We start from the raw sequence: 23,318 nt of genomic DNA, 5'->3' as shown, positions 1-23,318 counted from the left end.
ACAAAAATTCGGGCAGTTGAGTAAACTGCCCTTGTTTTTGATATTAACTTTTTTACGGACTAACGTAGCCCATAGGATCCTGAGCAACACCGTTCACACGTACTTCAAAGTGGAGGTGAGCACCTGTTGACCAGCCTGTAGAGCCGATATATCCGATGACCTGTCCCTGTGATACGTACTGACCTACAGATACACAAGCAGAAGCAAGGTGACCGTAGAGAGTTGAGTAAGTACCGTCGTGGGATATTACAACATAGTTGCCGTAACCGCCGCCGCATCCGCAGCTGCTGTTTTTAGCATAGTCATGAGTACATGAATTGCATACTGATATAACAGTACCGTCCTTTGCAGCACAAGCAGCACCGCCGTGGATACCTGCGTCACCAACATCTATACCTCTGTGGGTAGTGCCCCATCTGTAGCCGTAGCCGCTTGAGATGTAGCAGAAGCCCGGTGCAGGCCATGAGAAGCCTGATGCGGAAGGAGCGGGGATATAAGCAGGTTCGCTGTATGTAGGAGTATAAGACTCGCCGTTCTGTGCAGCCTGCTGAGCTGCGGCAGCCTGAGCCTGTCGAGCAGCTTCCTGTTCAGCAGCTACTCTTGCCTCGTAAGCTCTCTGAGCTTCCTCAGCCTGTCTCTGTATCTCAGCCTCTATCATAGCATCGAATTCAGCGTTCATAGCGGCAAGGTCAGCCTTATCGCTTTCGAGAGTCTGCTGTTCGAGAGTGATACGGTCAATTTCAGCCTGAGACTGTCTTGTCTTTTCATAGTAGACTTCCATCTCGGCATCTTTTTCTTCCTTACGCTTTTTCTGATCGTCCTGTTTCATAACAAGAGTAAGCCTTTCAGACTCAAGGTCCTGCTTATCCTGTTCCATTTGGTTGATCTCGTTAAGGATATCGTTGATAAGCTCTTCATCGTATGAAGCGATACGGTTTACCATTTCAACACGCGAGAGCATGTCATAAAAGCTTGATGTACCTACTACAACAGTAGCCAGGTTATCGTTGCCTGTAACGTACATAGCGCACAGACGCTCCTTGAAAACTTCGACCTTCTTGTCGATAGCTTCCTGCTGGTTTACGATAGACTTATCAAGTGCATCAATGTTATTCTGAGTAGTTTCGATATCTGCCTCGATGCTTGCGAGTTCTTTTGTGAGGAGCTCGATATTATTCTTGATGATCTCTATCTGGTCTTTAAGAGTGTTCTGATACTGCTGTTCAGCGTTTTTGTTTCCTTCGAGTGAGTCGATCTGGGTCTGAAGATCTGCGATCTTTGCTTCGTTTGCTTTTCTTTCTTCCTGAAGTTCAGCGACTGTCTTGGCAGAAGCCTTTGTGTTGCTGCTGCCTGATATCATAGGATATGCAGCGATAATGCCGACTGATAATGCTGAACAAGTAACAAAAGAAAGTGTTTTTTTGACAATATTTAGCTTTTTCATAATCAAGCTGCGTATCGGACTGAGAATATGCTGTCCGAATGCACACTCCTTTCATAAAAAATTTTCATATTACTTCTTACAGATCAAACGTCAATATGCTTTCTTGTACTTATAACACTTCCGAGAGCACCGATAAGTGCGCCTGCAATAAGGTAAGCAAGTACGACTATTAGTCTGATTTTGTCGAACGGGATAATGCTGTTTACACCGACGGTGTTCATTATCATACCCTGTTCTGTTATCATATCATAGACTGAGTTATATACAGCCCATGTAATGAAGTACGCGCCTGCGCCTGCGAAGAAGCCTGTTACCATACCTTCAACGAAGAAAGGCATACGTATGAAAGCGTTCGTAGCACCAACGTATTTCATTATCTGTATCTCCTCACGGCGGGCAAAAACGCTTGCCTTTGTGGTATTGGAGATAATGATCATAGAGATTATCGAAAGAGCGATGATGATAGCACCTGCGATAAGTGATACCATTTTTCTGAGCTCTCTCAGGAATTCAGCCACCTGCGGTGAAGCAGACGCGCTCTGAACATTTGCAACAGCTGATATCTGAGCGGTAGTATCAGCGATAAGGTCTGTATTTTTTACAGTAACGCTGAAACCGTCAGGCATAAAGCTTGCATCAGTGCCGATATAATCATCGAATATTTTCTGAGCATTTGGGAGATTGGCTTTCTGTCTTGAAAGTCCGTCCTCCTTTGAGATAAATGTTACTTTATCAATATTGGGGATAGCCTTGATAGCTTCTTCGGCAGCTGTATTTTCTTCATCGGTAGTACCTACCTTCATGAATACAGCGACCTCATTCTGGCTTCCCAGACCTTTTATCATTGAATTGAGGTTCACATAGAAGAGACCTGCTATACCAACGAGAAGAAGGGAAATGAGGAGCACACAGAATGTAGCGAAAGCCATCATCTTGTTTTTCCAGATATTTTCTACGCCCTGATCGGCGAGATATCTGATACCGCTTAGTTTCATTCTGCACCTCCCTTAGTTTTTTCGGTCAGTGCAGCAAGCAGAGCCTCAGGTGAGTCGGGATCATCTTTCTTGATGCTCTTGCTGAGGTCAACGTCGATATTGTCCGCAAGCTTCTGCATATCTTCTTTTTTCTCGGCGGAAGAACCGTCGGGTACACCGCCTATAGCGGATATGATATCATCTGCGGTCATATTCTCGATAGGAAGGTCGATAGCCTCCTCGGTGTTGACCAGTTCTGCTTCATCAGCTTCCTGCGGTATATCGTTTATTCTTTCTGCCTCGCTTACGGCAGCAGCCATAGCATCGGCAGGCATCTCTGAGCCGATATCGGCGAGGAGCTCGTCGTTGGCACCCGAGATGACTTCATCGAATACGATCTCACCCTCAGTAATGTTGATGATACGTCCGCCGAAGTGACGGACAAGATCGTGCTCATGAGTTACCATGAGTATTGTAGTACCCTGATCGTTGATACCTTTAAGCAGTTCAACGATCTCGTATGAAAGCTCAGGGTCGATGTTACCTGTAGGCTCGTCTGCGATTATGAGCTGTGGGTCATTTACCAGAGCTCTTGCAATAGCCACACGCTGTTTTTCACCGCCCGAGAGTTCATCGGGGTAAGAGTTTGTTTTTGCATGGAGTCCTACAAGACTTATAACGTAAGGGACTCTTTTTCGTATGTATTTGATCGGAGCGTCGATAACTCTGAGAACGAAAGCGATGTTCTCATATACTGTCATTGACGGGATCAGTCGGAAATCCTGGAATACAAAGCCGAGAGTACGGCGAAATTCAGGAATTTTTCTTTTCTTCAGCTTGTTAAGGTTATAGCCGTTTACGGTAACTACACCGCTTGTAGCGTCTATCTCCTTCAGAAGCAGTTTTATCATAGTACTTTTGCCCGCACCTGATGAACCTACAACGAAAGCAAAGTCGCCGTCGTTGATTTTGAGGCTGACGTTATTGAGAGCGTCAACGCCGCTTGAGTAGGTCACGGATACGTTTTTAAGTTCTACCAATGGGTTACACCTACCTTAATCTTTGGGACGGGGGAACGTCCGTAGTTCAGACAACGGATATACCGTTATCAGAACTTGACAGGATTAGCAGACAGGTACTTCTTTACCATGAGGGCGATCTTGAATATGATAGCGTGATCGAACTCACGAAGATCGAGACCTGTGAGCTTCTTGATCTTTTCGAGTCTGTAAACGAGAGTATTTCTGTGAACGAATAATTTTCTTGAAGTTTCTGAAACGTTGAGGTTATTCTCAAAGAACTTCTGGATAGTAAAGAGAGTTTCGTGATCGAGTGACTCGATGCTTCCTACCTTGAATACTTCGTGGAGGAAAGTCTCACACAGAGTTGTAGGAAGATGATAGATAAGACGAGCGATACCGAGGTTGTCGTAGCTTACGATGACCTTGTCTGTATCGAATACTTTGCCGACTTCAAGAGCCATCTGAGCTTCCTTGAATGAACGAGCAAGATCCTTAACGCCTACAACAGCAGTACCGATACCAACGTTTACTCTTGTATAGAACTCACTGCTGAGAGTATCAGCGATAGAACGAGCAAGCTTTTCGAGATCCTTTGAATCAACAGCACTCTTGAGCTCCTTGACGAGAACGATATCAGTTTCAGTGATATTGAAAACAAAGTCCTTGTTCTTATCAGGGAAGAGGTTCTGGATAACATCATAAGCTGAGATATCGTTAGCTGAGATTATTCTGATAAGGAATACAGCACGGCTGATCTCTGCATTGAAGTGGAGCTCTCTTGCCTTGATAACGATATCGCCTGGGAGTACATTATCGAGGATAACGTTCTTGATGAAGTTGTTTCTGTCATACTTCTCATCGTAGTACTGCTTGATATTTGAAAGTGCGATAGCGAGAATGCTTGCATACTTAGCAGCAGCATCGTCAACACCTTCAACGAAAACCGCATAGTCAGGCTTTACTCTTGAGCCGAAAGGCTTGTATGTGAAGCCGTCGCGGATAAAGATATCGTGTGAATCGCTGAGGTCGAGTGAAACGAACTCGTTTGTAGTGCCTACACGGGACAGGTCACTGCAAGCGATGATTGTTGCGGTCTCATCAACTACACCGATAGTAGCGTCGATAGAGTCGCGCATCTGATGAACTAAACCCTGAAATAATCTGTTGGACATGATTTACATCCTTTCTCTTAATAAGATCTTTATTTTGAGCGGACCTTCAAGGAAAGTCGGGGAGGTATCAGTTCCTCAACATATTACAAATTGTAACACATTTTTGACCCGAATTTGTTAACAAAGTGTTAACATTCGTCTGAAGGCTCACAAACATGACTTACATATATGTTGGATTTTGTTAAACTTGCACAAGAGAATTAAATTCTTTGTAACCAAGCTGTAATTTTTACGGTTTAAAATGTAATTTTTACATTTTCTCAGGTCTGTCGATGTTGAGTATCTCCAGAGCATTTCTGAGTGTCTGACGAACAGCAACGCTGAGAAGTATACGTGCGTCTCTGAGCTGTTCATTTTCCGCATTCTTTACGCTGCAGGCATCGTAGAAGCGGTGGAAGAGAGTAGCAAGATCAATTGCATACTTTGTGATCTTTGCGGGATCGTAGCTCTTTGCTGCAAGGTCGATCTCCTTAGGAAGTGAAGCAAGATGACGGATAAGCTCTATCTCTCTTGGGTCTGTAAGGAGGTCAAGGTCTGCGGACTCGGGCACGTTTATGCCTTCCTCGGCGAGAGCCCTGAGCATACTGCAAATTCTTGCATGAGCGTACTGAACGTAGTATACAGGATTCTGTGAAGTTTTTTCGATAGCAAGACCAAGGTCAAACTCAAACTGTGAATTGGCTTCACGGAGATTGAAGAAGAAACGGGCTGCATCTATCGGTATCTCATCGAGGAGAGTTACCAGTGTGATAGCCTTGCCGCTTCTCTTTGAAAGCTTTACGGTCTCACCGTTGCGTACAAGTCTTACCATCTGCATGAGAACTACATCGAGCTTTGTCTCGTCAACGCCGAGAGCATTGAGAGCAGCTTTAAGTCTCGGAACGTAGCCGTGGTGGTCAGCACCGAGAACATTTATAGCCTTGTCGAAGTTACGTGTTACCAGCTTGTCATAGTGGTAAGCGATATCTGGAACGATATATGTGTAAAGACCGTTGCTTCTCTTTAATACGAAGTCCTTGTCAAGACCGTATTCCGTAGCCTTGAACCAGATTGCACCGTCCTGCTCGTAAGCCTTTCCTGCTTCCATGAGCTTGTCAACAACAAGTTTTGTCTCGTTCTTTGCGTGGATAGTGCTTTCTCTGAACCAGTTATCGTAAACGATGCGGTACTTTTTGAGGTCACGCTCCAGACCTGCTATATTAATAGGAAGAGCGTAGTCAACGAGAGCCTTGCGGCGTTCCTGTTCCGAAACAGTCTCCATAGCCTTTCCGTTGATATCGTAGAAGTTCTTTGCGTGTTCGATGATATCAGTACCGAGATAAACGTCCTCAGGCATCTCGAACTCTCCGCCTTCACCGCTTCCTTCGTAAATTACAGAGCAGAGCTTATCGGTATCGTCCTTGTACTGAGCGATGAGCTGCTGACCCTTATCAGAGCAGAGCTGTAAATATCTGAGTTCAAGTGACTTTCCGAACTTTTCGATCTGGTTGCCTGCGTCATTTACGTAGAACTCGCGCTCTGCGTGATAGCCTGCCCACTGGAGAACACTTGCGAGACAGTCTCCGATAGCACCGCCTCTTGCGTTACCGATATGCATAGGACCCGTGGGGTTTGCGGAAACGAACTCAACGAGAACTTTCTTTCCCTTGCCAAGCTCGGTCTTACCGTAGTTTTCGCCCTCTTCGAGAACGTTGCGTACAACGTCCGAAAACCAGCTTCTTCCGAGGAAGAAATTGAGAAATCCGGGACCTGCAACTTCGGCTTTCTCGAAGATAGTGCCTTCGAGATCAAGGTTTTCGCATATCATCTCAGCGATCTTTCTCGGCGGCATTCTCAGAGCCTTTGCACAGACCATAGCGGTATTTGCAGCAAAATCGCCATGTGACTTGTCGGCTGGTATCTCGATATTGAATGACGGAAGCGGAACTGCGGGAACTGCTTCCTCGGCAACGAGTCGTCCGAGAGCATCCATGATTATCTCACGGAGTCGGAGCGATGCAGAGTTAATAAGGTCTGACATTATATCTATCCTTTCTTGTCAGGTTCAGTTCTGAGCCTGCATTGTCATGATTATCTCGTTATCTGAAAGATACGAGGAATTTAAGTCGAGGGTATACTTTAAATAAAGCCTTCCGTTTTCGGCGAGAGTGTTTTCGATAGCGTGAGTGTAAACACCGATCTGAAGGTTTCCGTAGGGAGTACCGTACTGACAGAAGTGCTTGCGTCCGATCTCAAGTGAAAGGACTGAATTTGCAGAGCCTTCGCGGGTTATGGATGCGTTTTTGCAGTCATCTACTTTAATAGTAGTGACCGAACCTTCAAAGCCTGTTGCTGAGGTATCTTCATAGGAAATGATGTCCCAGCCGTTTTCTCTTTTGAAATTGGCTTTTGTGAGAAGCTCTGTCTCGTTTTTTTCATCTTCCTGCCACTGGATACTCGTAAGGGAAATCAATACATTATTTTTCAAAACAATCTCCTTATAGCATCATAATTATTTTATGATATCAATATGTCCTGTCTGCGTTATCGACAGCCTGTTCGATAAGGACGTCGATAAGCTCGTCGTGTGAAAATCCCAGATCTTCCATAAGCTTCGGGAAAACGCTGTTTTTTCTGAGCCCCGGCATAGTGCCTATTTTATTGAGGAGCAGCTCGCCGTCCTCTGTGAGGAAGAGGTCGACTCTTGCCATTCCCTTACAGCCGAGTGCTTTAAATGCCTTTATTGCTGTATCCTGCGCCATTTTTTCGGTATCTCTTGAGAGGTCGGCAGGAACAGTAAGGTCATCACCTGTACTAACATTAAAATTCGTAGGATCATAGGGCTTGTCTGAATTCTTTATTTCGCCGATAGCCGAACAGACAGGTGAATCATAGCCATATACGGCAGCTTCAAGCTTACGCGCCTTTACGTATTTTTCCACAACGACTTTATTGTCACTTGAAAAAGCGAGCTTTACTGCACTTATGAGCTGTTCTGCGTTTTCAGCGAAGCTTGTGCCTGCATTGCTGCCGCTGTTGGCAGGCTTGACTACCATAGGAAATCCAAGCTTGTCAGCGATCTCTGCGCATCTTTCGTCAAGATGATTTATCTCGCGCTGAGTGATGAGCTGCCATTTTGCAGTCATTATATCGTAATCGTCCATTACCATGTGAGTATGCGATTTATCCATACATGAAGCGGAAGCAAGTACACCGCTTCCAACATAGGGGATACCCGAAAGGTCGAGAAGTCCCTGTATAGTGCCGTCACCGCCGCGTTTTCCCATAAGTACGGGAAATACAACGTCTATCTTTTTTACTGAGGTCTCACCGTTTTCGATAGTGATTATGCCTCTGTGGATCGGATCAGGGGATATAAGTGCGGAAGTGCAGTCTGTATTCTGTTCCCATGTTCCGTCAGCTATCTCATCGGGAGAGCCCGGGAAATAAAGCCACCTGCCCTTACGTGTTATGCCTATGCAAATTACTTCATATTTATCTCTGGGAATGTTCTGTATAACTTCCGCAGCGGACGCAAGAGAAAGGTCGTGTTCGCGCGAAGTGCCGCCAAAAATCACAGCAGCCTTGATCTTTGCCATATGTTTCTCCTTTTAAATAGTAGTCTCTATTTTTTATTGTCATTTTCAAGTATCACTATATTTTATCACATTTCACAAAAAACTGCAAGTATTTTTTGCGAAAATGCGGAATAGGACAGTGAATTTCGCAAGGATAACGCATAGCGGACAATTTTCAACTATTGAAATTGTGCATAATGACAACAAAAAATTCGGCTTTTCATCAATTTGACGGAATACCCCTTGTTAAAAATGACGAAGCATAAAGAAAAAAGGACTGCTGTAAGCAGTCCTTTTTCATGAAAGTGAGTGATTTAAGATGTTGTCATAAAACAAATACCATTACCTGATACCAAGTGTATCATCTTCGGGCTGAAGCTTGTCATACTTCAGGATATAATCGTATATATCCTGTACAGTAGTGAAAGCGACTCCCACATAGCTGTCTGCGCAGCCGTAATATATTGCGATGCGTCCTGTATCTGCATCAGTAAGTGCTGCACACGGAAAGCACACATTCGGCACAAATCCGCGTTCTTCGTACCACTCCTCGGGGGTGAGGATATAATTCGAGCAGCGGTGAAGTACTTTCGAGGGTTCGTTTATGTCGAGTATCGCCGCGCCAATGCTGTAAACATAGCCATTGCAGGTGTTAACGACGCCGTGGTAGAAAATGAGCCAGCCCTTGTCGGTTTCGATAGGTGCAGCTCCGCCGCCTATTTTAAGGCTTTCCCACCAGTTTTCACAGCGTCCCATGACATGACGGTGACGCCCCCAGTAGACCATATCCTTACTCTCCGTTAGGAAGATGTCGCCGAAGGCTGTATGACCGTTGTCACAGGGGCGAGAAAGCATTACGAAATTACTGTTTATCCTGCGAGGGAAAAGGACCGCGTTACGGTTGTAGGGGAGAAAAGGGTTTTCTAAGCGGGTGAAGGTCTTGAAATCGGTAGTTTTCGCAATGCCTATCGTAGGACCGAATGCATCCTGACACCACATTATATAATATGTGTCCTCAACTTTTACAAGACGCGGGTCATATGCGTATATCGGCATGAAAGGCTCGCCTTTTTCATTGGTGAAGGGGATCTTTTCTTCATCGAAATCCCAATGAATGGCATCGTTGCTCCTTCCAAGGTAAATATGAGGGATACCGTTTCGCTGCTCACCGCGGAAAACGCCAATATATCCGTCGCCGTATGGGGTTACGGCACTGTTGAAGATCCTTGCCACATTCGGGAGAGGGTTTCTGTCAATAATGGGGTTTTCGCTGTATCTCCATACGGGAGAGGTGCATTTTTCGGGCTTATCCTGCCATGGGATCGAGGGCAGGCTATTTCCGATAATTTTAATATCCGCCATAATATACTCCTTTAATTAAGAGTGACTTAATCGTCTGATTAAATTATACCATGCTTTTACATAAATGTCAAGAGGTGAATTAAAAATTAAGTGAGAATAAAGAGGATTTTCTGTTTTATGCGCGATATGTTGCAGCCGAATTTACATAATGTTATAGACTATGGGCGGCATATGAGGTATAATTATAGAAAACGGAGGGAAACGCTATGAAATACACAACTGAACATACTATTAAATATGACGGAATACATTACTTTTGCGCGGAAATAATGGGCTCTCCCGTGACCTGCTATGTGCTGAAAGGCAGTAACGGCGATATGCTCATAGATACGGGGATACCATTTATATACAAGGCTCTTGCGAAATACCTTTCAGACTTCGATATCCGCTATATACTGCTGACTCATGCTCATGTTGACCATGACAGCAATGCGGAGAAGCTGCGGAAAAGTCTCGGTGCTGAGATACTCCTCGGAGAGCGTGACAGGGAACTTATAGGGCATTACGGCAGGCAGCCTGTCAAGGCAACGCTCAGGCGGTACAGACTTCGCAATATTCAGCAAAATCTATGCGGACGAATGAAGCTTTTCAGCACAAAGCCCTATGTGCCCGATATACTCCTAAACAGCCATAATACAGGCATATTGAGAGAGCTTGGCTTTGATGCCGATGTCATCATGCTTCCGGGACATACTCTCGGCTCTGTGGGAGTGCTGGCGGAGGGAGTATTGTACTGCGGAGATGCTTTCACGGCATTGTGGGGAAAGCCTGATATAACTCCTCATGCAGCTTCGCTTAATGCTATGGCACGGTCACTGGAAAGGATAATTGAGATATCTCCGAAATGGCTTGCCTGCGGTCACGGACTGCCTGTGAAAATGAGAACTGCAAGACCTGTGATGAAGAAATATCTGTTTTCAAGGCGAGATTTACTTAAATGATAACTTAAAGGAGATGACGATATGAAAATATATGAGTTTATAAACGGACTTTCAGACGGCCGATTTGACGAGCAGCTTAAAAAGCTTTACGGTAATTCCGAAAGGGCTGTTCTCAGAAACAGGGCGCGTTATCTGAGTGCGGCTGAGAATTTTTCAAAACTTTATCCCGAATGTGAGGATATTCGCGTATTTTCAGCTTCGGGCAGAACGGAAGTGGGCGGAAATCACACCGATCATCAGCACGGCTGTGTACTGGCGGCAGCTGTGAGCCTTGATATTATCGGTATCGTAAGGTTTCACGATGAGGGTGTTATACGTATAAAGTCCGAGGGATATGCGGCTGATGAGATAGGGCTTGAGTCCTTTGAGGTAAATGATGCGGAAAAGGGAACTTCCGCTGCGCTTGTCCGTGGTATAGCTGCGCAATTTTCGGAAATGGGTGTGAAAACAGGCGGCTTTGATGCTTATTTCACGTCAGATGTGCTCAGCGGAAGCGGTATGTCGTCCTCTGCGGCCTTTGAGGTAATGATAGCTACTATTATCAATAACGGCTATAATGATGGAAAGGCGAGTGCTGTGGAGATCGCTAAGATAGGAAAGTACGCGGAAAATGTCTATTTCGGCAAGGCAAGCGGACTTATGGATCAAATGGTTTGCGCGGCAGGCGGCTTTGTGGCAATTGATTTTGCTGACCCTGACGAGCCTGTGGTCACTTCTCTTGATTTTGACTTTGAAAAGGCAGGGTACTCGGTCTGCATCACCGATACAAAGGGAAGTCACGCTGATCTTACGGAGGATTACAGTGCGATATCAGCTGAAATGAGACACGTTGCCGAAGCACTGGGCTGTGAGTACCTCCGCGATGCGGACGAGGACGAGTTCTATGCGAAGCTTCCCGAGCTGCGCAAGAGCTGCACGGACAGGGAACTGCTGAGAGCTGCTCATTTCTTTGCGGAGAATACAAGAACTGTTGACGAGGCGAAGGCTCTTGTTGACCGTGATACGGAATGGTTCTTTGAGCTGGTTAATGAGTCGGGGGCTTCCTCCGCGGAGCTGCTGCAAAACCTGTATTCATGCAGTTCGCCGCAGGCTCAGCAGATACCGCTGGCGATAATGCTCAGTAAACGTTTTCTTAACGGAGCAGGTGCTGTGAGAGTTCACGGCGGCGGCTTTGCAGGTACTATACAGGCTTTTGTGCCTAACTATCTCACGGACGACTACGCTAAGGAAATGGAGAGGATTTTTGGCGAGGGCAGCTGCTATGTGCTGTCGATAAGACCTGTGGGCGGTTATGAGTTTAAGACTGACTGTGCGTCATGCAGGTGATGAAATGTACGAAGTAAAGGAATTCTCAGCGGATATGCAGCGTGACGTAAATGACTTTTTCGCTAACGTTTTTCCTGAGGCAGGAAAAACTTACGAGCCTGAGGGCAGACACGCTGCATTTGCTGATGTTGAACATAATTTCATCGGGTTCTGGTGCTTGCTTGATGATGACAAGCTTATCGGTACGGTTGCTGTGAAGAAACTCAGCGATACCGAGTGTGAACTGAAAGGGCTTTACCTTTATGAAAAATACCACGGTCAGAAGCAGGGATACCGCCTTGCAAAAATTGCGGTGGATTTTGCGGAATCCAGTGGATTTCATGAAATAAAGCTGGATACGATGTCAATTTATGACAAGGCTATTCGCCTTTATGAGAAGCTCGGATTTGTACGTTCTGAGCGATATAACGACAATGAAAGAGCTGATATATTTATGAAACTGGTGTTTTGAACACTTTTAAGACACAAAATATTCATCTTTTGTGCAGGAAAACATATACAAAACAATAGAAGGGTATATTTTTGGAAGTGTATACAAATTGCTGTTAACTGTACGCAACAAATGAGCAGTAACAAAAAATGGGGAGTATAATAATTACATGAAGACACGAGGTCTTCAGATAATTACTATATTTTATTCAGAAAGGACTTACTAACTATGAAGAAGTCAATCAAGAAGATTGCTGCAGCTCTCTCAGCAGCAGTAATGTGCGCACTCCCAATGGCTAATGCTCTCTCAGCAAACGCTGCAGGCGCAGGTCAGAAGAAGACATTCAGAACTTACATCACAATTAAGGCTGGTAACAAGGACCTTTATGAATTCGAGTATGACAGAAGATTTAACGGCTCATACAAGAACTCAATGACATTCGAAGGTTATAAGAACTTCGTTGGCTCTGCAAGCGAATTTGACCACACTGAACCACAGACAGGAAGAAGCTGCCTGTTCATCGATTCAGAAGCACTTTCTCATTTTAACGGCGTTGCAGCAATGGAAGTATATGATTGCAGCGATTTATCAGTTAAGGCATCTGATTTCAAGCCGGGTTCAATGTATACAAAGATAATCTGGGCATTCAGCAATTATCACAAGGGTCACTGGGAATACTGGGATGACTTTGAGAACAATGTAACAGAAGAAGTCGTACTCGTTGGCGATGCAAACAACGATGGCAAGATCGCTTTGACAGATGCTATCACAATTGCTATGTGGGTTAGAGGCAACAAGGATATTAAGGAGGGCAATGCAGTAGGAAATATCAACTTAAAGGCTGCTGACGTTGACGGCAATGGTGTTGTAAATGATGCAGATGCTACACTCATTCAGCAGTATGATGTTCAGCTTTTTGACAGCTTTGCTAAAAAGCAGGTTGGTCTTATCAAGTAATTGAATACTTAAAATAGAATATTGCTCAAACGGCGCAGACCTCTTTCGGGAGGTCTGCTTTTTATTTCATATTGCCATAGTTATAAAATTAACATAATGTACCAAGTGTATAATATCGCAGCTATATAAAATATATATAACAGATATAAAGAAGAAAAGCTGCTCTAAATTTAGAGGATTGTGACAAATTTATGTTAACTTCGCGCAACAAATTAACTGCTTTTTGTGAGCGGTATTATAATATGCATATGAGGACGATATTCCTCAAAAAATTACTATTTTATATTCAGAAAGGACGAACCAAAAATGAAAAAAACACTCAAGAAAATGGCAGCAGCAGTCTCAGCTGCAGTTATGTGCGCACTTCCAATGGCAAACGCATTTTCTGCAAGCGCAGCAGAGGAAATCAGAACTTTCAGAGTAGGTTATTTTGTAGATGATAATTCATATGTTAAGACTACAAGCATTACAAGAACTACAAAGAAGGGTCTTACTTTCGTTGCAAGAGATAAGATGACACTGACAGGCGATTTTGACGGCAAGCCAAACGGCTCAGGCGGACAGACATACAATTCAGAAAATGTTAACTGGAAGAAGAACACAACATATTATACAAATCAGGTTCTTCTTTACGATGAGACATACAAGACTACATATGGTGATGTTTTTGAGCACTATCTTGTAAGCGACACAGCTCTCAAGCTTGAGGGTAAAACTTATACAGGTGAAAGTGCAAACGAAAGAGTTAAGTACTTAGCAGTAGTTGTAGGCGATGTTACAGGTGCTTTCAATACAACACAGGCAAAGACTTTCAATTATGACGGCATAAAAAAGAATGACGCTGACAAGGTAAGAGATATGATAAAGAAGACCAATGGCGTAATTTGGATCAGTGATTTTGTTGAGGCAAAATCAAATTACATAAACTTTAATGTTCCTGGCTCACAGAATGTTAAAACTCTCAGAGCATATATGGCTGCTGATGTAAATAATAACGGCAGAGTAACAAAGGAAGATGCTGATCTTATAGAAGCTTATGCTAATGGAAAGATCAGTGACTTGTCCGTATATAACAAGATGGACGATTCTAATGTACGTTTCGCCCTCCAGAAGTTATAATTCTAAATCTCATTGCTCATACGTTGCAGACCTCTTTCGGGAGGTCTGCTTTTTTATTATACTTTTGTGCGGCAGTTATTGCTATTTTTTACACTGTATGATATACTGTAACAAGGAGGTGTTTGCTATGATAAGAGAAATAACAGAGAATGACTTTGACGGGCTTATGAAGCTTTATATGGAGCTCCATGATAATCCGTTCCCCGAAAAGAATGGCAGGGTATTGTCGGTCTGGCACAGGATATTCGATGACGACGATCACCATATCATCGTTGCAGACGAGGATGGTGTTATTGCAGCTTCTTGTGTTTGTGTAATTATCCCTAACCTTACACACGATCAGCGTCCGTATGCTTTTATCGAAAATGTAGTCACTTCCGAGAAATACAGAAGAAAAGGTCTGGCTACAGCCTGCCTTGACTATGCCCGTGAAATTGCTTTGCAACACAATTGTTATAAGATGATGCTTATGACGGGTTCAAAACAGCAGGGGACTCTTGACTTCTATAAGAAAGCAGGCTATAACAGTTCCGATAAAACCGCCTTTATTCAGTGGCTGTGAGGAGTAATACGATGAAGATAAGAGATTTTATCAACTCTGATGCCGAACATATCATAAGCTGGTTTACAGATGAAAGGGAGTTCCGACTTTGGTGTGCTGACAGATATGACCATTTCCCGATAATAGCCGATGATATCATTGAGCGGTACTCCGAGGATAGCAAGGGCGGACGTTTCTTTCCGTTTACTGCGGAAGACGAAAACGGTTCTGTCATCGGACATTTTATCCTTAGATATCCAAGTGATGATAAGTCGGTGCTTCGGCTTGGCTTTGTTATACTTGATAAGTCCGCGCGCGGTAAGGGCTTTGGCTGCGAAATGGTAGGACTTGCAAAAAAATATGCTTCCGAAGTCCTTAATGCTCGGAAGCTTACATTAGGTGTTTTTGAAAATAATACTGCTGCCTATAAATGCTACCTTTCAGCTGGCTTTATCCCGTCAGGGGATTACGATACGTTTACTGTTTTCGGCGAAAACTGGAAATCTATAGAAATGGAGATCATGTTTTAGGATAGTGCTTCATTATCAAGAAATAAGCATTTATTGTTAAAACAAAAAAATATATATTATACTGTTGACATCAGCCTCCGATCGTGATATAATAATATAGTCGCAGATGACACTAAACAATATATCGCGGTGTGGAGCAGCTAGGTAGCTCGTCGGGCTCATAACCCGAAGGTCGTTGGTTCAAATCCAGCCGCCGCAACCAGAATTGTGGAGTGCTATGCAATTGTTTTGGGAAATGGCAGTTTAAACCCGTGACTTTTGCATAGCACTCTACATCATATTAAGCAATAAATTGGATTTGCATTGCTTGATGTGATGTTTTCGTAAATAATAACTGCTTAAAGCACATAACTTATGCTCAGAGCACTTATTATTTATCGTAAGCAGAATAAGCTGCACATAAGAGCACAGCTTATTTACTGCGAACATTTATTAAGAATGATTTGATAGCTGTTGTTTGTATTCGAGGAGCGTTCACGTTGTTACACATCACGCATTCGCTTTACTCATACTTTATGGCTCATGATACCTTTGAAGTTGATATTTGTATCAACGGGGAAGGAGTACTGCCTTGTCTTACAAACAAAAGAGTTGATTTAGTTCTACTAAACAGGCTCATGTCATCGCACATTTCTCCGACTCTCCCTCATTGCTGACTGATCTCAGCTTTGAAAGAAAATAAGAGTAAAGCATGGTAAATTCGCTTCAAATCTCAATATTCACTTGTCAAGTTCCTCTTGGTCGAGGTAACATAAAAACAAACCTTTCAGCAGATGAGTCGAAACATACACTGAAAGGCTTGACAATGCTATATTAAACGTGCTATAATTAAATGCACAAAATAGCCATCTTGCTAAGTCAGTTAGATGTTCGTATCATCTTTCTGATTATGGGGAGTGTCAGAACGCCAATTCTGATACTCCCTGCGAGGTGCTTTTTTATTACCAGTTTTTATTATAACACAACAAATTGTGAATGTCAAGCACTTTATATGCTATTATATAAAAAAATAATATCCCGATTTTCAGAGGAAAGTCGGGATATTTCTTATTTCATTATGAATAAATTCCCAAAAGTTGCGGTCTTGATTGAAAAGAAAAATCAATTATTGTTTGCCGTTGATACTACATTAAGTACAAAAGTATCTTCTCTGTCCTCCAGATCGGGGAATTGTTCATGAAGCTCATCGGAATATTTGTATGTGCCATAGAACGTGATTTCCTTTGTATCCTCATTATACGAGTAATTTGGAGTATCAGTATCTTTATTGATATATTGGCTTCCAAATCCTCCAAGCTCACGAATAAGGAACAAATCTTTTCGATAAACATCAACATAAGAAAACATATTCTTATTCTCGCCTATCTGCTCATAAAAGAGAAGTTTATTACCGTCAGACAGTGTTATGGTATATCGCTTGGTGTTTCTGTGTTCGGTAAATGTTTCTTTCATGCTGTTCCAGCATAATATTGAACTCAAAGCAATCCAAAGGACTCCGACAAATATAACAATATATCTTGATTGAGAATAGTAGGTACTTTGGCAGCCAAAAAAGAGAAGAACAAAAAATATAATTCCAGAGATACCAACAAACGCTAATTCCCTAATCAGTAGACCAAACACATAGAAATGTGTGTATTTAGTAAATAGCAAAATACTTACAATAACCGAAAAGATAAGCCATATCATACTTATAACAAACATTACCGTTTTCTTCTTGCTTTTCATTATATACACCTCCAAAATCAACACTGTCATTAATACTGACTAAATAAACGTTGATATTTGTATCAACGAGAAAGCGTTGTGGCTTCATGAGAAGTGCTTTTATTGGCATTGTGGATCGCTAAACCAAGTTCAAACATCGCTTCCCACTCTAATGGAAGTTTTTCGCCGCCTGAGAATACAATGTCGTACAGACCTTCTGCATTAGGCTTTGTTGACAGATATACTATTTGAGCTGGATTGATGTAATATCCTACACCATTTGAACTAATGCTGATGAATTCCATAAAAACACTCCTTTACACTTTTATTGTTGGTTGATACTTGTATCAACGTAATCAATTACGTACACTTTATTTCTTGTCATATCAACGAATACTCTTTTTTGCTTCCTCTTTTGAAGAAAAAAGTCTGCTTTCTCTGAGCTTAATAGCTCCATTGCTGTCAGTGAAGCGGATCATGTATAGTCCACCGCTATATCTTATAACTACACACTCTCTTATGAAGTGTCCGTTTTCGACTATATATACAACATCGCCTGAATTATATTTACTTTTCATAATATCACCCATTCGTTGATATTTGTATCAACGAGTAAACAAAACGCTGTTTTCGCCTTTATTTGAGAGTCATTGTAATTTCAACTGCGATTAGATAAACTGACGACTCGTATGTTTGATTTTTAAAACTTCCAGCTTTAGGCTCCCAATCATGAAAGCCAAGATAATTAGTAGATCCTCTTTTCTTCCACGACTTAGGTTTATTCCTTATTTGGGCACTTGTGATAATAGGTATGAAATACCGATCATTCCAATCAGTGTATTGATCCATTAGATAATACTGAAAAGAATGAATAATATACGGACCATTAACAATAATGTTATCATTACATAGTAATTTTTTTAGTTCTTCCATTAAAAAGGCTTCGTTATCGGTTATTTCAACGATCTGCTTGTAAGTGAAGTCTTCTTTATTTATAAGCAGTTTTTTTCCTTGTGCTAACCCTAAGTTTGGAAAAGGCTCAAAAAAATGCACAACTTTCTCTCCTTCACTATTTACGACATATTCCTCTCTTTTATAAAGCTGCTTAATTTTATCGCGTATGTTTGTTGCGGTTTTTTTTACATCTTCTATTTGCTTAAAAAGTAATTCGCCCGATTGTTTATGCTTACTTTTTTCTTTACTTTCAAGTATTTTTTTACATTCGTCTATAAAGCTCATATAATCACTCCTTACGGTCATTTATAAAGCATTTCTATTCATCGTTGCTATTATTTAATAAGTCTTTATGTTCTCTCATCCATATTATCGTCTTATCAAAAGTCAATCGACCATATTCACTTCTTAAGTTCTCGGACGAATTTTTATTTTCATTTATTTCTTCTTCTATCTCGGATAAATCATTTAAAAACTCATCCTCGAACTCCTTCTGCTTTTTTCTACTGAACATGAAGATACTCCAAAAATTGCTTTTTGAATTATAAATAATCGTATACAGTATAACACATAAAATTATTAATAAGCCAATACTTCCAATAATGATATATGGACTTAATTTGTCAGAAGTATAATTTGGAGATTTTATTGTAAAAATAATGTTTACAATTGATATGATTAATATTGCTATTCCACCAAATAGAGCGGCATTAACACTTTTTGTTATTTTGTTAGACCACTCTTTCTGTGCTGCTTTTAACTCTTTTTTAGTTTGAGAATGCTCTATTTGCAAATCCCAAATATCAGTTATCCTACAAAACAAGTTATAAAATCTATGCACATCGCTAAATTCTGTATTTGGAAGCCTACGTCGCCCGTTTTTAGTATCATTATAAAGGCTCCACATTTTTGCTCTGAACGACGGGCATTCAAGTTCATATTCTTCCGCTTTGTCTAAAAGATTAAAAGCTGAGATTAACTTGCTTTTATCAATTGTTCCGTTGTCTGATGACCAAAAATTATCATCTTTTTCAAGAGCTGATATTTGATTTATAACCGCTTCTTTTCTGGCTAAATACGCTTGCACTTCATTTTCAGCTTGTATTCGTTGCTGCTCTTTTTCAAGGGCAGTGTTATACATAACTCTCAAAGCTTGTACTTCTTTGTCAAATGGATATTCTAATTCAAGTCGATTAAGCATTTCTAATGCATATCCTAAATTGCTGTTTTGAATATGTGTATACGCGGCTTTTAAATACCTGTCTTTGTTATTGTTTTCTATAGATAAATGACTTTCCAAGTCAAAATCGCCATTACAAAAAGGACAATGATAAACATATTTCCCTTTGTCAGATTTATTTACCTGAACATTACCACAATAAGGGCATTTGATTTCTTCCATAATAATATCTCCTTTGAAAAGAAAAAAGCCTATAATTCGTTCTTTTTTATTTATGGTATCACATTTTTTTGTGAAAGTCAATGAACAGAAAGTAAAAAGCGTTGATACTTGTATCAATGAGCAGCATTCAAAAGAAAAGCTCCCTTATGTAGGGAGCTTTCATAATAATAAACTTGTTTCTTCTTCATGAATTCTTCCATTGACATTACTTCTTCTTTCATTATAATTGATTTTTAAAAACTTCGTTTTTCATTTAATAGAATACGTTCCTAAAGAAGTCCTCGCTTTTGAGCATTTCAGGAATATTATACATCAAAACATCCATTATGTCTTTGGCGTAACCTTTGTACTCGGCAAAGTCTTCATTGGATATACTGCCATTGTTACGCTTCAAAAGCGTGGATATTCGACTATTAATGAGATCAAGTTTTGTAATTACATGATTGAATTTGAACGTGTGATTTTGATCTGAAAACAAAATGGAAATATGGTGTATTAATTCATGAGTAATATCTTGATTGTCTGTTCTACCGCCAAGTTCGATTATATCATTGTTTTGATAATATTTGGTATCTGATAATCTGTCTCCTAAAATATGCGTGTAGTATATCAATGCACAAAAACTATCTCTTTTGGTAGTATTACCTTTGAAATCAAATATTTTATCTGCTGTATTTATCAGGATTTTTTTTCGAATAGTCCATCGTTCACGATCAGTTGTATTGTAGACTCCTGTTGTTTCTCCGTCCCATCCTCTGTGTGTGGCTCGTCGGTGATATGCTCCAGAAGTATAATCTATTTGACTTATTGAAGAAGGAAGATTTTTGACTTTATATTGTTGTAGATATGATAGATCTTTCTCTCCATTTCCATTATACTGATCAATTGTTAAGTAAGAAGCACATTCAAGAGCTTCTATTTCGTCTTTTATACTTACGTCATTATCAACTTCCTTAAAAGAATAGAAAAGAACTTTCAGCATATATTTATCATGTTCTTCTCGATTAAACGCATATGCTGGAGAGGAAATAGCGAAACACATAACAGCAGTAAGAAATAACACAAGAATTCGTTTTACATATTTCATAACTATCAAACCACCTGTTCAAATTCGACAGTATCCCAAACTACTTTCCTATGCTTATATTTACTTACTTTAAAATTAATGACAACAGGAACACTATCAGAATACTCCCCATTGAATATCTCTACTTTGACCTGGCTATCCTTATGCCATTTACAATCCCCAGCTTTCTTGCTGGTATAAACTACCTTGAATGAAGAAAAGTCTTTTTTAGGACGTTCAACTTCATCAATTTTCCAATCTTCGTATACAACGGATTTATCTCCACTTGTAACTGTAACTTTTATTTTTGCACCTTGTGATACACACGAAACAGGCAGAGTAAGCTCATCTTTATCATATTCTGAGGAGAAAAACATATTAGTAGGATTGAAAGTGAAAATGTTCCGTATAGGCTTAGTCAAGAATATCGAATTATCACCATCAGACAAAATTCCTTCAATGTGATCTTTTTCTGCTTGTGATATTTTAAGCTTATCAGCAACAGCAAAAAGTAGTTCACAGTTTATGGCGAGAGGTTCGTATGTTTCCGGTAATTCCGTTTCTCTTTTATCTTCTAAGGCGTCGTTATATGCTTCGATTTTTTTCTTTTCTTTTTTAGAAGCTGTTTTAGGAATGGAAACCTTCTTGACAGAAGCAATATATGTGCTGTTTATCTCTTTCTGCTTTGCAGTGAGGTAATTGACATTATTTAACGATATATCATATGCAGATTGAAGGTATTCTTTTTTCTGCGTTTTGGTATAAAGGTCAACATACATTTCCGCCGCAAAATACCTTAAATCCCATTCATCGCTTTCAGTATTATCTGTAATCATTTCCAGATATTTTTCAGCCGTTTTAACATATTTATCCTCTGTTTGAACTTGTGAAGCAGCTGCTACAGCAAGGGGAAGCGTCTTAGCAAGGCTATAATCTTTTCTGAAAATATCAGAATGTAAATTTTCATATTCTGTAATGCAGTCTAAACACTTTTGATACTGCTGATTATTATAGTAGCATTCGGATAATAAAAGCCAATAGCTTCCAAATGCATGATATGTATTCTCGTTTGCTTCGAGAAACTGTATTTGCTGATTAACATTGGTATTGTTCTTACAATCGACAAACTTTTCAATAGCACTTTCGTTCAGAGCAAGATCACCAGGAAGATCATCTTGACGAACAATGTCTATCATATATGTAAAAGCTCTTTTGCGACTGTCGTGAAGATTTTCAGCTGCTTCATCATCGAGTTCCCACCCGTCCTTTAGGTATTCTTGATTTACTTCGTTTTTATATGATGAATAACTGCTGAATGAGTCAACTGCCATATATATTCCTGACGCGATTAATTTGACAGGATCAATTGACTCTGTTGCACTTAATAGACCAATAGGATTTGGAATAGCTGCTCTCAAAGCTTTAGCCTTATTCTGCTCATAAATATACTTTAATCGATCACGTTTTATAGCAATCATTCGATATTTTTCGATAATATCCAACAGACTAACGAGGTGACTTTCTGTTAGCTCATTAACATTTGCTGGATTAGTGTTATTAATCAGAGCAGCATATGCTTCTTCCAAATACATTTTGCTATTTTGAGAAGAATTAATTTCCTGAGAAATCATAGCAAGGTAATTAAGCCAAGCGATAGAATTTTCTTGAACACTTGTTAAATCTTCTGATACGGTTGTTGTTGTAATTGAAGTTGTGGTAATAGCAGAAGTTGTTTTATAATTTGTTTGTGTACTTGTTCTTTTGATGTTGGTTGTTGTAGTTGTTGAAGATACAACAGATGAAGTTAATGCTGTTGTATTTAAAGTTGGAGCTATAGTTGGAAGTGTTACCACATCAGTTACTTGATTATCATTTGTTTTTGCTTCATCTGTACAAGCAGAGAATGTAGAAGCAATACAGGAAATAGCTAATATAAAAGCCAGAGTTTTTTTCATTAATATCCCTCCTGATTGTCAGCAACACGGTATAATGTATATTATTTTTCACATATTGTATAATAATTTGTTTCTTACTATAAGTATATCACAAATGATTGTGGATGTCAATTATATGGTTATTTTGAAACGTCTATAAAAAAAGAGCTTGCATGACAAGCTCTCTTTTTATAATTATTGTTCTACAACATATCTATCCATGTTGATATTTGTATCAACGTAGTTAATTGCATACACTTTATTTCTCACTATATCAACGAATACTCTTTTTTGCTTCCTCTTTTGAAGAAAAAAGTCTGCTTTCTCTGAGCTTAATAGCTCCGTTGCCGTCGGAGAAACGAATAGTATACATACCTCCAACGTAATTAATTACGACACACTCTCTTATAAAATGACCATTTTCGACTATATATACGGTCTGACCATGTTTATACTTTATATCCATATCACACAAATTCTGCCCTCATCGTTGTCAAAGGTTCATTTTGACAAGAGCTTTCAGTTTTTGAATTATACTTCTATCTACATCAAGCTCTTTTGCAACTTCAATCTCATTGCCCGTAATGTAGCACTCTGGATCTTGAATAAATAGCTCAATAATATGTGAAAATCTATTATAAGTCATACAGTCAGTTAAGGTATTCTTCGCTTCACAAAACTTCACCTTCTCGTTATCGAGAAATACAATTGTTTTCTCAAACAAGTTGAATTCGTCTAAAGCAGCCTGTACCCTTCTGTTCGATACATTGAGCTCATTTCTTATTGTATCAATCGAAACCTCGTTACCGTCCTTAAGCAAATCAAATATGATATGCGCTTTTTCAAAATATCTCTTAGTCTCATTCATTTTTATCAGCTC

Annotated in this window: 22 protein-coding genes, 1 tRNA gene and 1 pseudogene; 8 read left to right on the top strand and 16 right to left on the bottom strand. The window is 40.5% G+C overall.

From position 1 onward, the window contains the following. Positions 1 to 52 precede the first annotated feature (52 nt). The 8 genes and pseudogenes from QZZ41_RS06850 to QZZ41_RS06815 form a co-directional block, all read right to left on the bottom strand. A complete protein-coding gene (locus QZZ41_RS06850; RefSeq protein WP_295069768.1) occupies positions 53 to 1,444 on the bottom strand; it encodes a murein hydrolase activator EnvC in 1,392 nt (463 codons plus the stop codon). Positions 1,445 to 1,527: 83 nt separating this feature from the next. Beyond that, entirely contained in the window at positions 1,528 to 2,439 is a 912-nt protein-coding gene (gene ftsX, locus QZZ41_RS06845) for a permease-like cell division protein FtsX (RefSeq protein WP_295069767.1), read from the bottom strand. Between the two features lie 338 nt (positions 2,440 to 2,777). Continuing rightward, positions 2,778 to 3,458 (bottom strand): annotated as a pseudogene (ftsE, locus tag QZZ41_RS06840) (cell division ATP-binding protein FtsE); the annotation flags it as partial. A 68-nt stretch (positions 3,459 to 3,526) separates the two neighbouring features. Continuing rightward, positions 3,527 to 4,612, bottom strand: coding sequence for a helix-turn-helix domain-containing protein (locus QZZ41_RS06835; RefSeq protein WP_074714743.1), 1,086 nt, complete (start codon positions 4,610 to 4,612; stop codon positions 3,527 to 3,529). Between the two features lie 250 nt (positions 4,613 to 4,862). Then, positions 4,863 to 6,632, bottom strand: a complete 1,770-nt coding sequence (gene argS, locus QZZ41_RS06830; RefSeq protein ID WP_295069764.1) for an arginine--tRNA ligase — start codon at positions 6,630 to 6,632, stop codon at positions 4,863 to 4,865. A gap of 24 nt (positions 6,633 to 6,656) precedes the next feature. Next, the gene (locus QZZ41_RS06825) at positions 6,657 to 7,079 is read right to left on the bottom strand and encodes a DUF1934 domain-containing protein (protein ID WP_028516983.1); all 423 of its coding nucleotides are present in this window, start codon (positions 7,077 to 7,079) and stop codon (positions 6,657 to 6,659) included. A gap of 37 nt (positions 7,080 to 7,116) precedes the next feature. Continuing rightward, positions 7,117 to 8,190, bottom strand: a complete 1,074-nt coding sequence (locus QZZ41_RS06820) for a D-alanine--D-alanine ligase family protein (RefSeq protein ID WP_295069761.1) — start codon at positions 8,188 to 8,190, stop codon at positions 7,117 to 7,119. A 321-nt stretch (positions 8,191 to 8,511) separates the two neighbouring features. Continuing rightward, positions 8,512 to 9,531, bottom strand: a complete 1,020-nt coding sequence (locus QZZ41_RS06815) for a glycoside hydrolase family 130 protein (RefSeq protein ID WP_295069760.1) — start codon at positions 9,529 to 9,531, stop codon at positions 8,512 to 8,514. Positions 9,532 to 9,737: 206 nt separating this feature from the next. Between QZZ41_RS06815 and QZZ41_RS06810 the strand changes: the two genes are divergently transcribed. The 8 genes from QZZ41_RS06810 (at position 9,738) to QZZ41_RS06775 (ending at position 15,577) form a co-directional block, all read left to right on the top strand. Further along, the gene (locus QZZ41_RS06810; protein ID WP_295069758.1) at positions 9,738 to 10,472 is read left to right on the top strand and encodes an MBL fold metallo-hydrolase; all 735 of its coding nucleotides are present in this window, start codon (positions 9,738 to 9,740) and stop codon (positions 10,470 to 10,472) included. Between the two features lie 21 nt (positions 10,473 to 10,493). Further along, positions 10,494 to 11,798, top strand: a complete 1,305-nt coding sequence (locus tag QZZ41_RS06805; protein ID WP_295069756.1) for a galactokinase family protein — start codon at positions 10,494 to 10,496, stop codon at positions 11,796 to 11,798. Further along, positions 11,764 to 12,249: a GNAT family N-acetyltransferase gene (locus QZZ41_RS06800; RefSeq protein ID WP_295069754.1), complete on the top strand. Its 486-nt coding sequence runs from the start codon at positions 11,764 to 11,766 to the stop codon at positions 12,247 to 12,249. The genes QZZ41_RS06805 and QZZ41_RS06800 overlap by 35 nt, the downstream gene beginning before the upstream one ends. Positions 12,250 to 12,456: 207 nt before the next feature. Further along, the gene (locus QZZ41_RS06795; RefSeq protein ID WP_295069752.1) at positions 12,457 to 13,185 is read left to right on the top strand and encodes a dockerin type I repeat-containing protein; all 729 of its coding nucleotides are present in this window, start codon (positions 12,457 to 12,459) and stop codon (positions 13,183 to 13,185) included. 306 nt (positions 13,186 to 13,491) lie between these two features. Then, entirely contained in the window at positions 13,492 to 14,304 is an 813-nt protein-coding gene (locus QZZ41_RS06790; protein ID WP_295069750.1) for a hypothetical protein, read from the top strand. Between the two features lie 127 nt (positions 14,305 to 14,431). Next, positions 14,432 to 14,866, top strand: a complete 435-nt coding sequence (locus QZZ41_RS06785; protein WP_295069748.1) for a GNAT family N-acetyltransferase — start codon at positions 14,432 to 14,434, stop codon at positions 14,864 to 14,866. A gap of 11 nt (positions 14,867 to 14,877) precedes the next feature. Beyond that, a complete protein-coding gene (locus QZZ41_RS06780) occupies positions 14,878 to 15,375 on the top strand; it encodes a GNAT family protein (RefSeq protein WP_295069747.1) in 498 nt (165 codons plus the stop codon). Positions 15,376 to 15,500: 125 nt separating this feature from the next. Next, positions 15,501 to 15,577: transfer RNA gene (locus QZZ41_RS06775), tRNA-Met, on the top strand. A gap of 899 nt (positions 15,578 to 16,476) precedes the next feature. Here QZZ41_RS06775 and QZZ41_RS06770 read toward each other — a convergent pair. The 8 genes from QZZ41_RS06770 to QZZ41_RS06735 all read right to left on the bottom strand — a co-directional run bounded on the left by QZZ41_RS06770 (position 16,477) and on the right by QZZ41_RS06735 (position 23,306). Further along, a complete protein-coding gene (locus tag QZZ41_RS06770) occupies positions 16,477 to 17,103 on the bottom strand; it encodes a hypothetical protein (RefSeq protein WP_295069745.1) in 627 nt (208 codons plus the stop codon). A gap of 62 nt (positions 17,104 to 17,165) precedes the next feature. Then, positions 17,166 to 17,387: a hypothetical protein gene (locus tag QZZ41_RS06765; RefSeq protein ID WP_295069743.1), complete on the bottom strand. Its 222-nt coding sequence runs from the start codon at positions 17,385 to 17,387 to the stop codon at positions 17,166 to 17,168. A gap of 81 nt (positions 17,388 to 17,468) precedes the next feature. Continuing rightward, positions 17,469 to 17,660, bottom strand: coding sequence for a hypothetical protein (locus tag QZZ41_RS06760; RefSeq protein ID WP_295069741.1), 192 nt, complete (start codon positions 17,658 to 17,660; stop codon positions 17,469 to 17,471). A gap of 58 nt (positions 17,661 to 17,718) precedes the next feature. Further along, positions 17,719 to 18,321, bottom strand: a complete 603-nt coding sequence (locus tag QZZ41_RS06755) for a hypothetical protein (protein WP_295069739.1) — start codon at positions 18,319 to 18,321, stop codon at positions 17,719 to 17,721. A gap of 34 nt (positions 18,322 to 18,355) precedes the next feature. Further along, the gene (locus QZZ41_RS06750; RefSeq protein ID WP_295069737.1) at positions 18,356 to 19,438 is read right to left on the bottom strand and encodes a hypothetical protein; all 1,083 of its coding nucleotides are present in this window, start codon (positions 19,436 to 19,438) and stop codon (positions 18,356 to 18,358) included. Positions 19,439 to 19,691: 253 nt separating this feature from the next. Next, the gene (locus QZZ41_RS06745; protein ID WP_295069735.1) at positions 19,692 to 20,525 is read right to left on the bottom strand and encodes a hypothetical protein; all 834 of its coding nucleotides are present in this window, start codon (positions 20,523 to 20,525) and stop codon (positions 19,692 to 19,694) included. Between the two features lie 5 nt (positions 20,526 to 20,530). After that, positions 20,531 to 22,459, bottom strand: a complete 1,929-nt coding sequence (locus QZZ41_RS06740; protein ID WP_295069733.1) for a hypothetical protein — start codon at positions 22,457 to 22,459, stop codon at positions 20,531 to 20,533. A gap of 472 nt (positions 22,460 to 22,931) precedes the next feature. Then, entirely contained in the window at positions 22,932 to 23,306 is a 375-nt protein-coding gene (locus QZZ41_RS06735) for a hypothetical protein (RefSeq protein ID WP_295069731.1), read from the bottom strand. Positions 23,307 to 23,318 lie beyond the last annotated feature (12 nt).

This window comes from Ruminococcus sp., from assembly GCF_016283395.1.
This window is presented reverse-complemented; position numbering and strand designations above follow the sequence as displayed.

What these genes read in the sequence shown, in the direction of transcription:
- QZZ41_RS06745 (WP_295069735.1), bottom strand. Translation starts at nt 20,525, where the DNA reads ATGAAATATGTAAAACGAATTCTTGTGTTATTTCTTACTGCTGTTATG.
- QZZ41_RS06850 (WP_295069768.1), bottom strand. Translation starts at nt 1,444, where the DNA reads ATGAAAAAGCTAAATATTGTCAAAAAAACACTTTCTTTTGTTACTTGT.
- QZZ41_RS06760 (WP_295069741.1), bottom strand. Translation starts at nt 17,660, where the DNA reads ATGAAAAGTAAATATAATTCAGGCGATGTTGTATATATAGTCGAAAAC.
- QZZ41_RS06740 (WP_295069733.1), bottom strand. Translation starts at nt 22,459, where the DNA reads ATGAAAAAAACTCTGGCTTTTATATTAGCTATTTCCTGTATTGCTTCT.
- QZZ41_RS06820 (WP_295069761.1), bottom strand. Translation starts at nt 8,190, where the DNA reads ATGGCAAAGATCAAGGCTGCTGTGATTTTTGGCGGCACTTCGCGCGAA.
- QZZ41_RS06785 (WP_295069748.1), top strand. Translation starts at nt 14,432, where the DNA reads ATGATAAGAGAAATAACAGAGAATGACTTTGACGGGCTTATGAAGCTT.
- QZZ41_RS06735 (WP_295069731.1), bottom strand. Translation starts at nt 23,306, where the DNA reads ATGAATGAGACTAAGAGATATTTTGAAAAAGCGCATATCATATTTGAT.
- QZZ41_RS06795 (WP_295069752.1), top strand. Translation starts at nt 12,457, where the DNA reads ATGAAGAAGTCAATCAAGAAGATTGCTGCAGCTCTCTCAGCAGCAGTA.
- argS (WP_295069764.1), bottom strand. Translation starts at nt 6,632, where the DNA reads ATGTCAGACCTTATTAACTCTGCATCGCTCCGACTCCGTGAGATAATC.
- ftsX (WP_295069767.1), bottom strand. Translation starts at nt 2,439, where the DNA reads ATGAAACTAAGCGGTATCAGATATCTCGCCGATCAGGGCGTAGAAAAT.
- QZZ41_RS06755 (WP_295069739.1), bottom strand. Translation starts at nt 18,321, where the DNA reads ATGAGCTTTATAGACGAATGTAAAAAAATACTTGAAAGTAAAGAAAAA.
- QZZ41_RS06810 (WP_295069758.1), top strand. Translation starts at nt 9,738, where the DNA reads ATGAAATACACAACTGAACATACTATTAAATATGACGGAATACATTAC.
- QZZ41_RS06750 (WP_295069737.1), bottom strand. Translation starts at nt 19,438, where the DNA reads ATGGAAGAAATCAAATGCCCTTATTGTGGTAATGTTCAGGTAAATAAA.
- QZZ41_RS06780 (WP_295069747.1), top strand. Translation starts at nt 14,878, where the DNA reads ATGAAGATAAGAGATTTTATCAACTCTGATGCCGAACATATCATAAGC.
- QZZ41_RS06790 (WP_295069750.1), top strand. Translation starts at nt 13,492, where the DNA reads ATGAAAAAAACACTCAAGAAAATGGCAGCAGCAGTCTCAGCTGCAGTT.
- QZZ41_RS06815 (WP_295069760.1), bottom strand. Translation starts at nt 9,531, where the DNA reads ATGGCGGATATTAAAATTATCGGAAATAGCCTGCCCTCGATCCCATGG.
- QZZ41_RS06835 (WP_074714743.1), bottom strand. Translation starts at nt 4,612, where the DNA reads ATGTCCAACAGATTATTTCAGGGTTTAGTTCATCAGATGCGCGACTCT.
- QZZ41_RS06770 (WP_295069745.1), bottom strand. Translation starts at nt 17,103, where the DNA reads ATGAAAAGCAAGAAGAAAACGGTAATGTTTGTTATAAGTATGATATGG.
- QZZ41_RS06800 (WP_295069754.1), top strand. Translation starts at nt 11,764, where the DNA reads ATGAGTTTAAGACTGACTGTGCGTCATGCAGGTGATGAAATGTACGAA.
- QZZ41_RS06765 (WP_295069743.1), bottom strand. Translation starts at nt 17,387, where the DNA reads ATGGAATTCATCAGCATTAGTTCAAATGGTGTAGGATATTACATCAAT.
- QZZ41_RS06805 (WP_295069756.1), top strand. Translation starts at nt 10,494, where the DNA reads ATGAAAATATATGAGTTTATAAACGGACTTTCAGACGGCCGATTTGAC.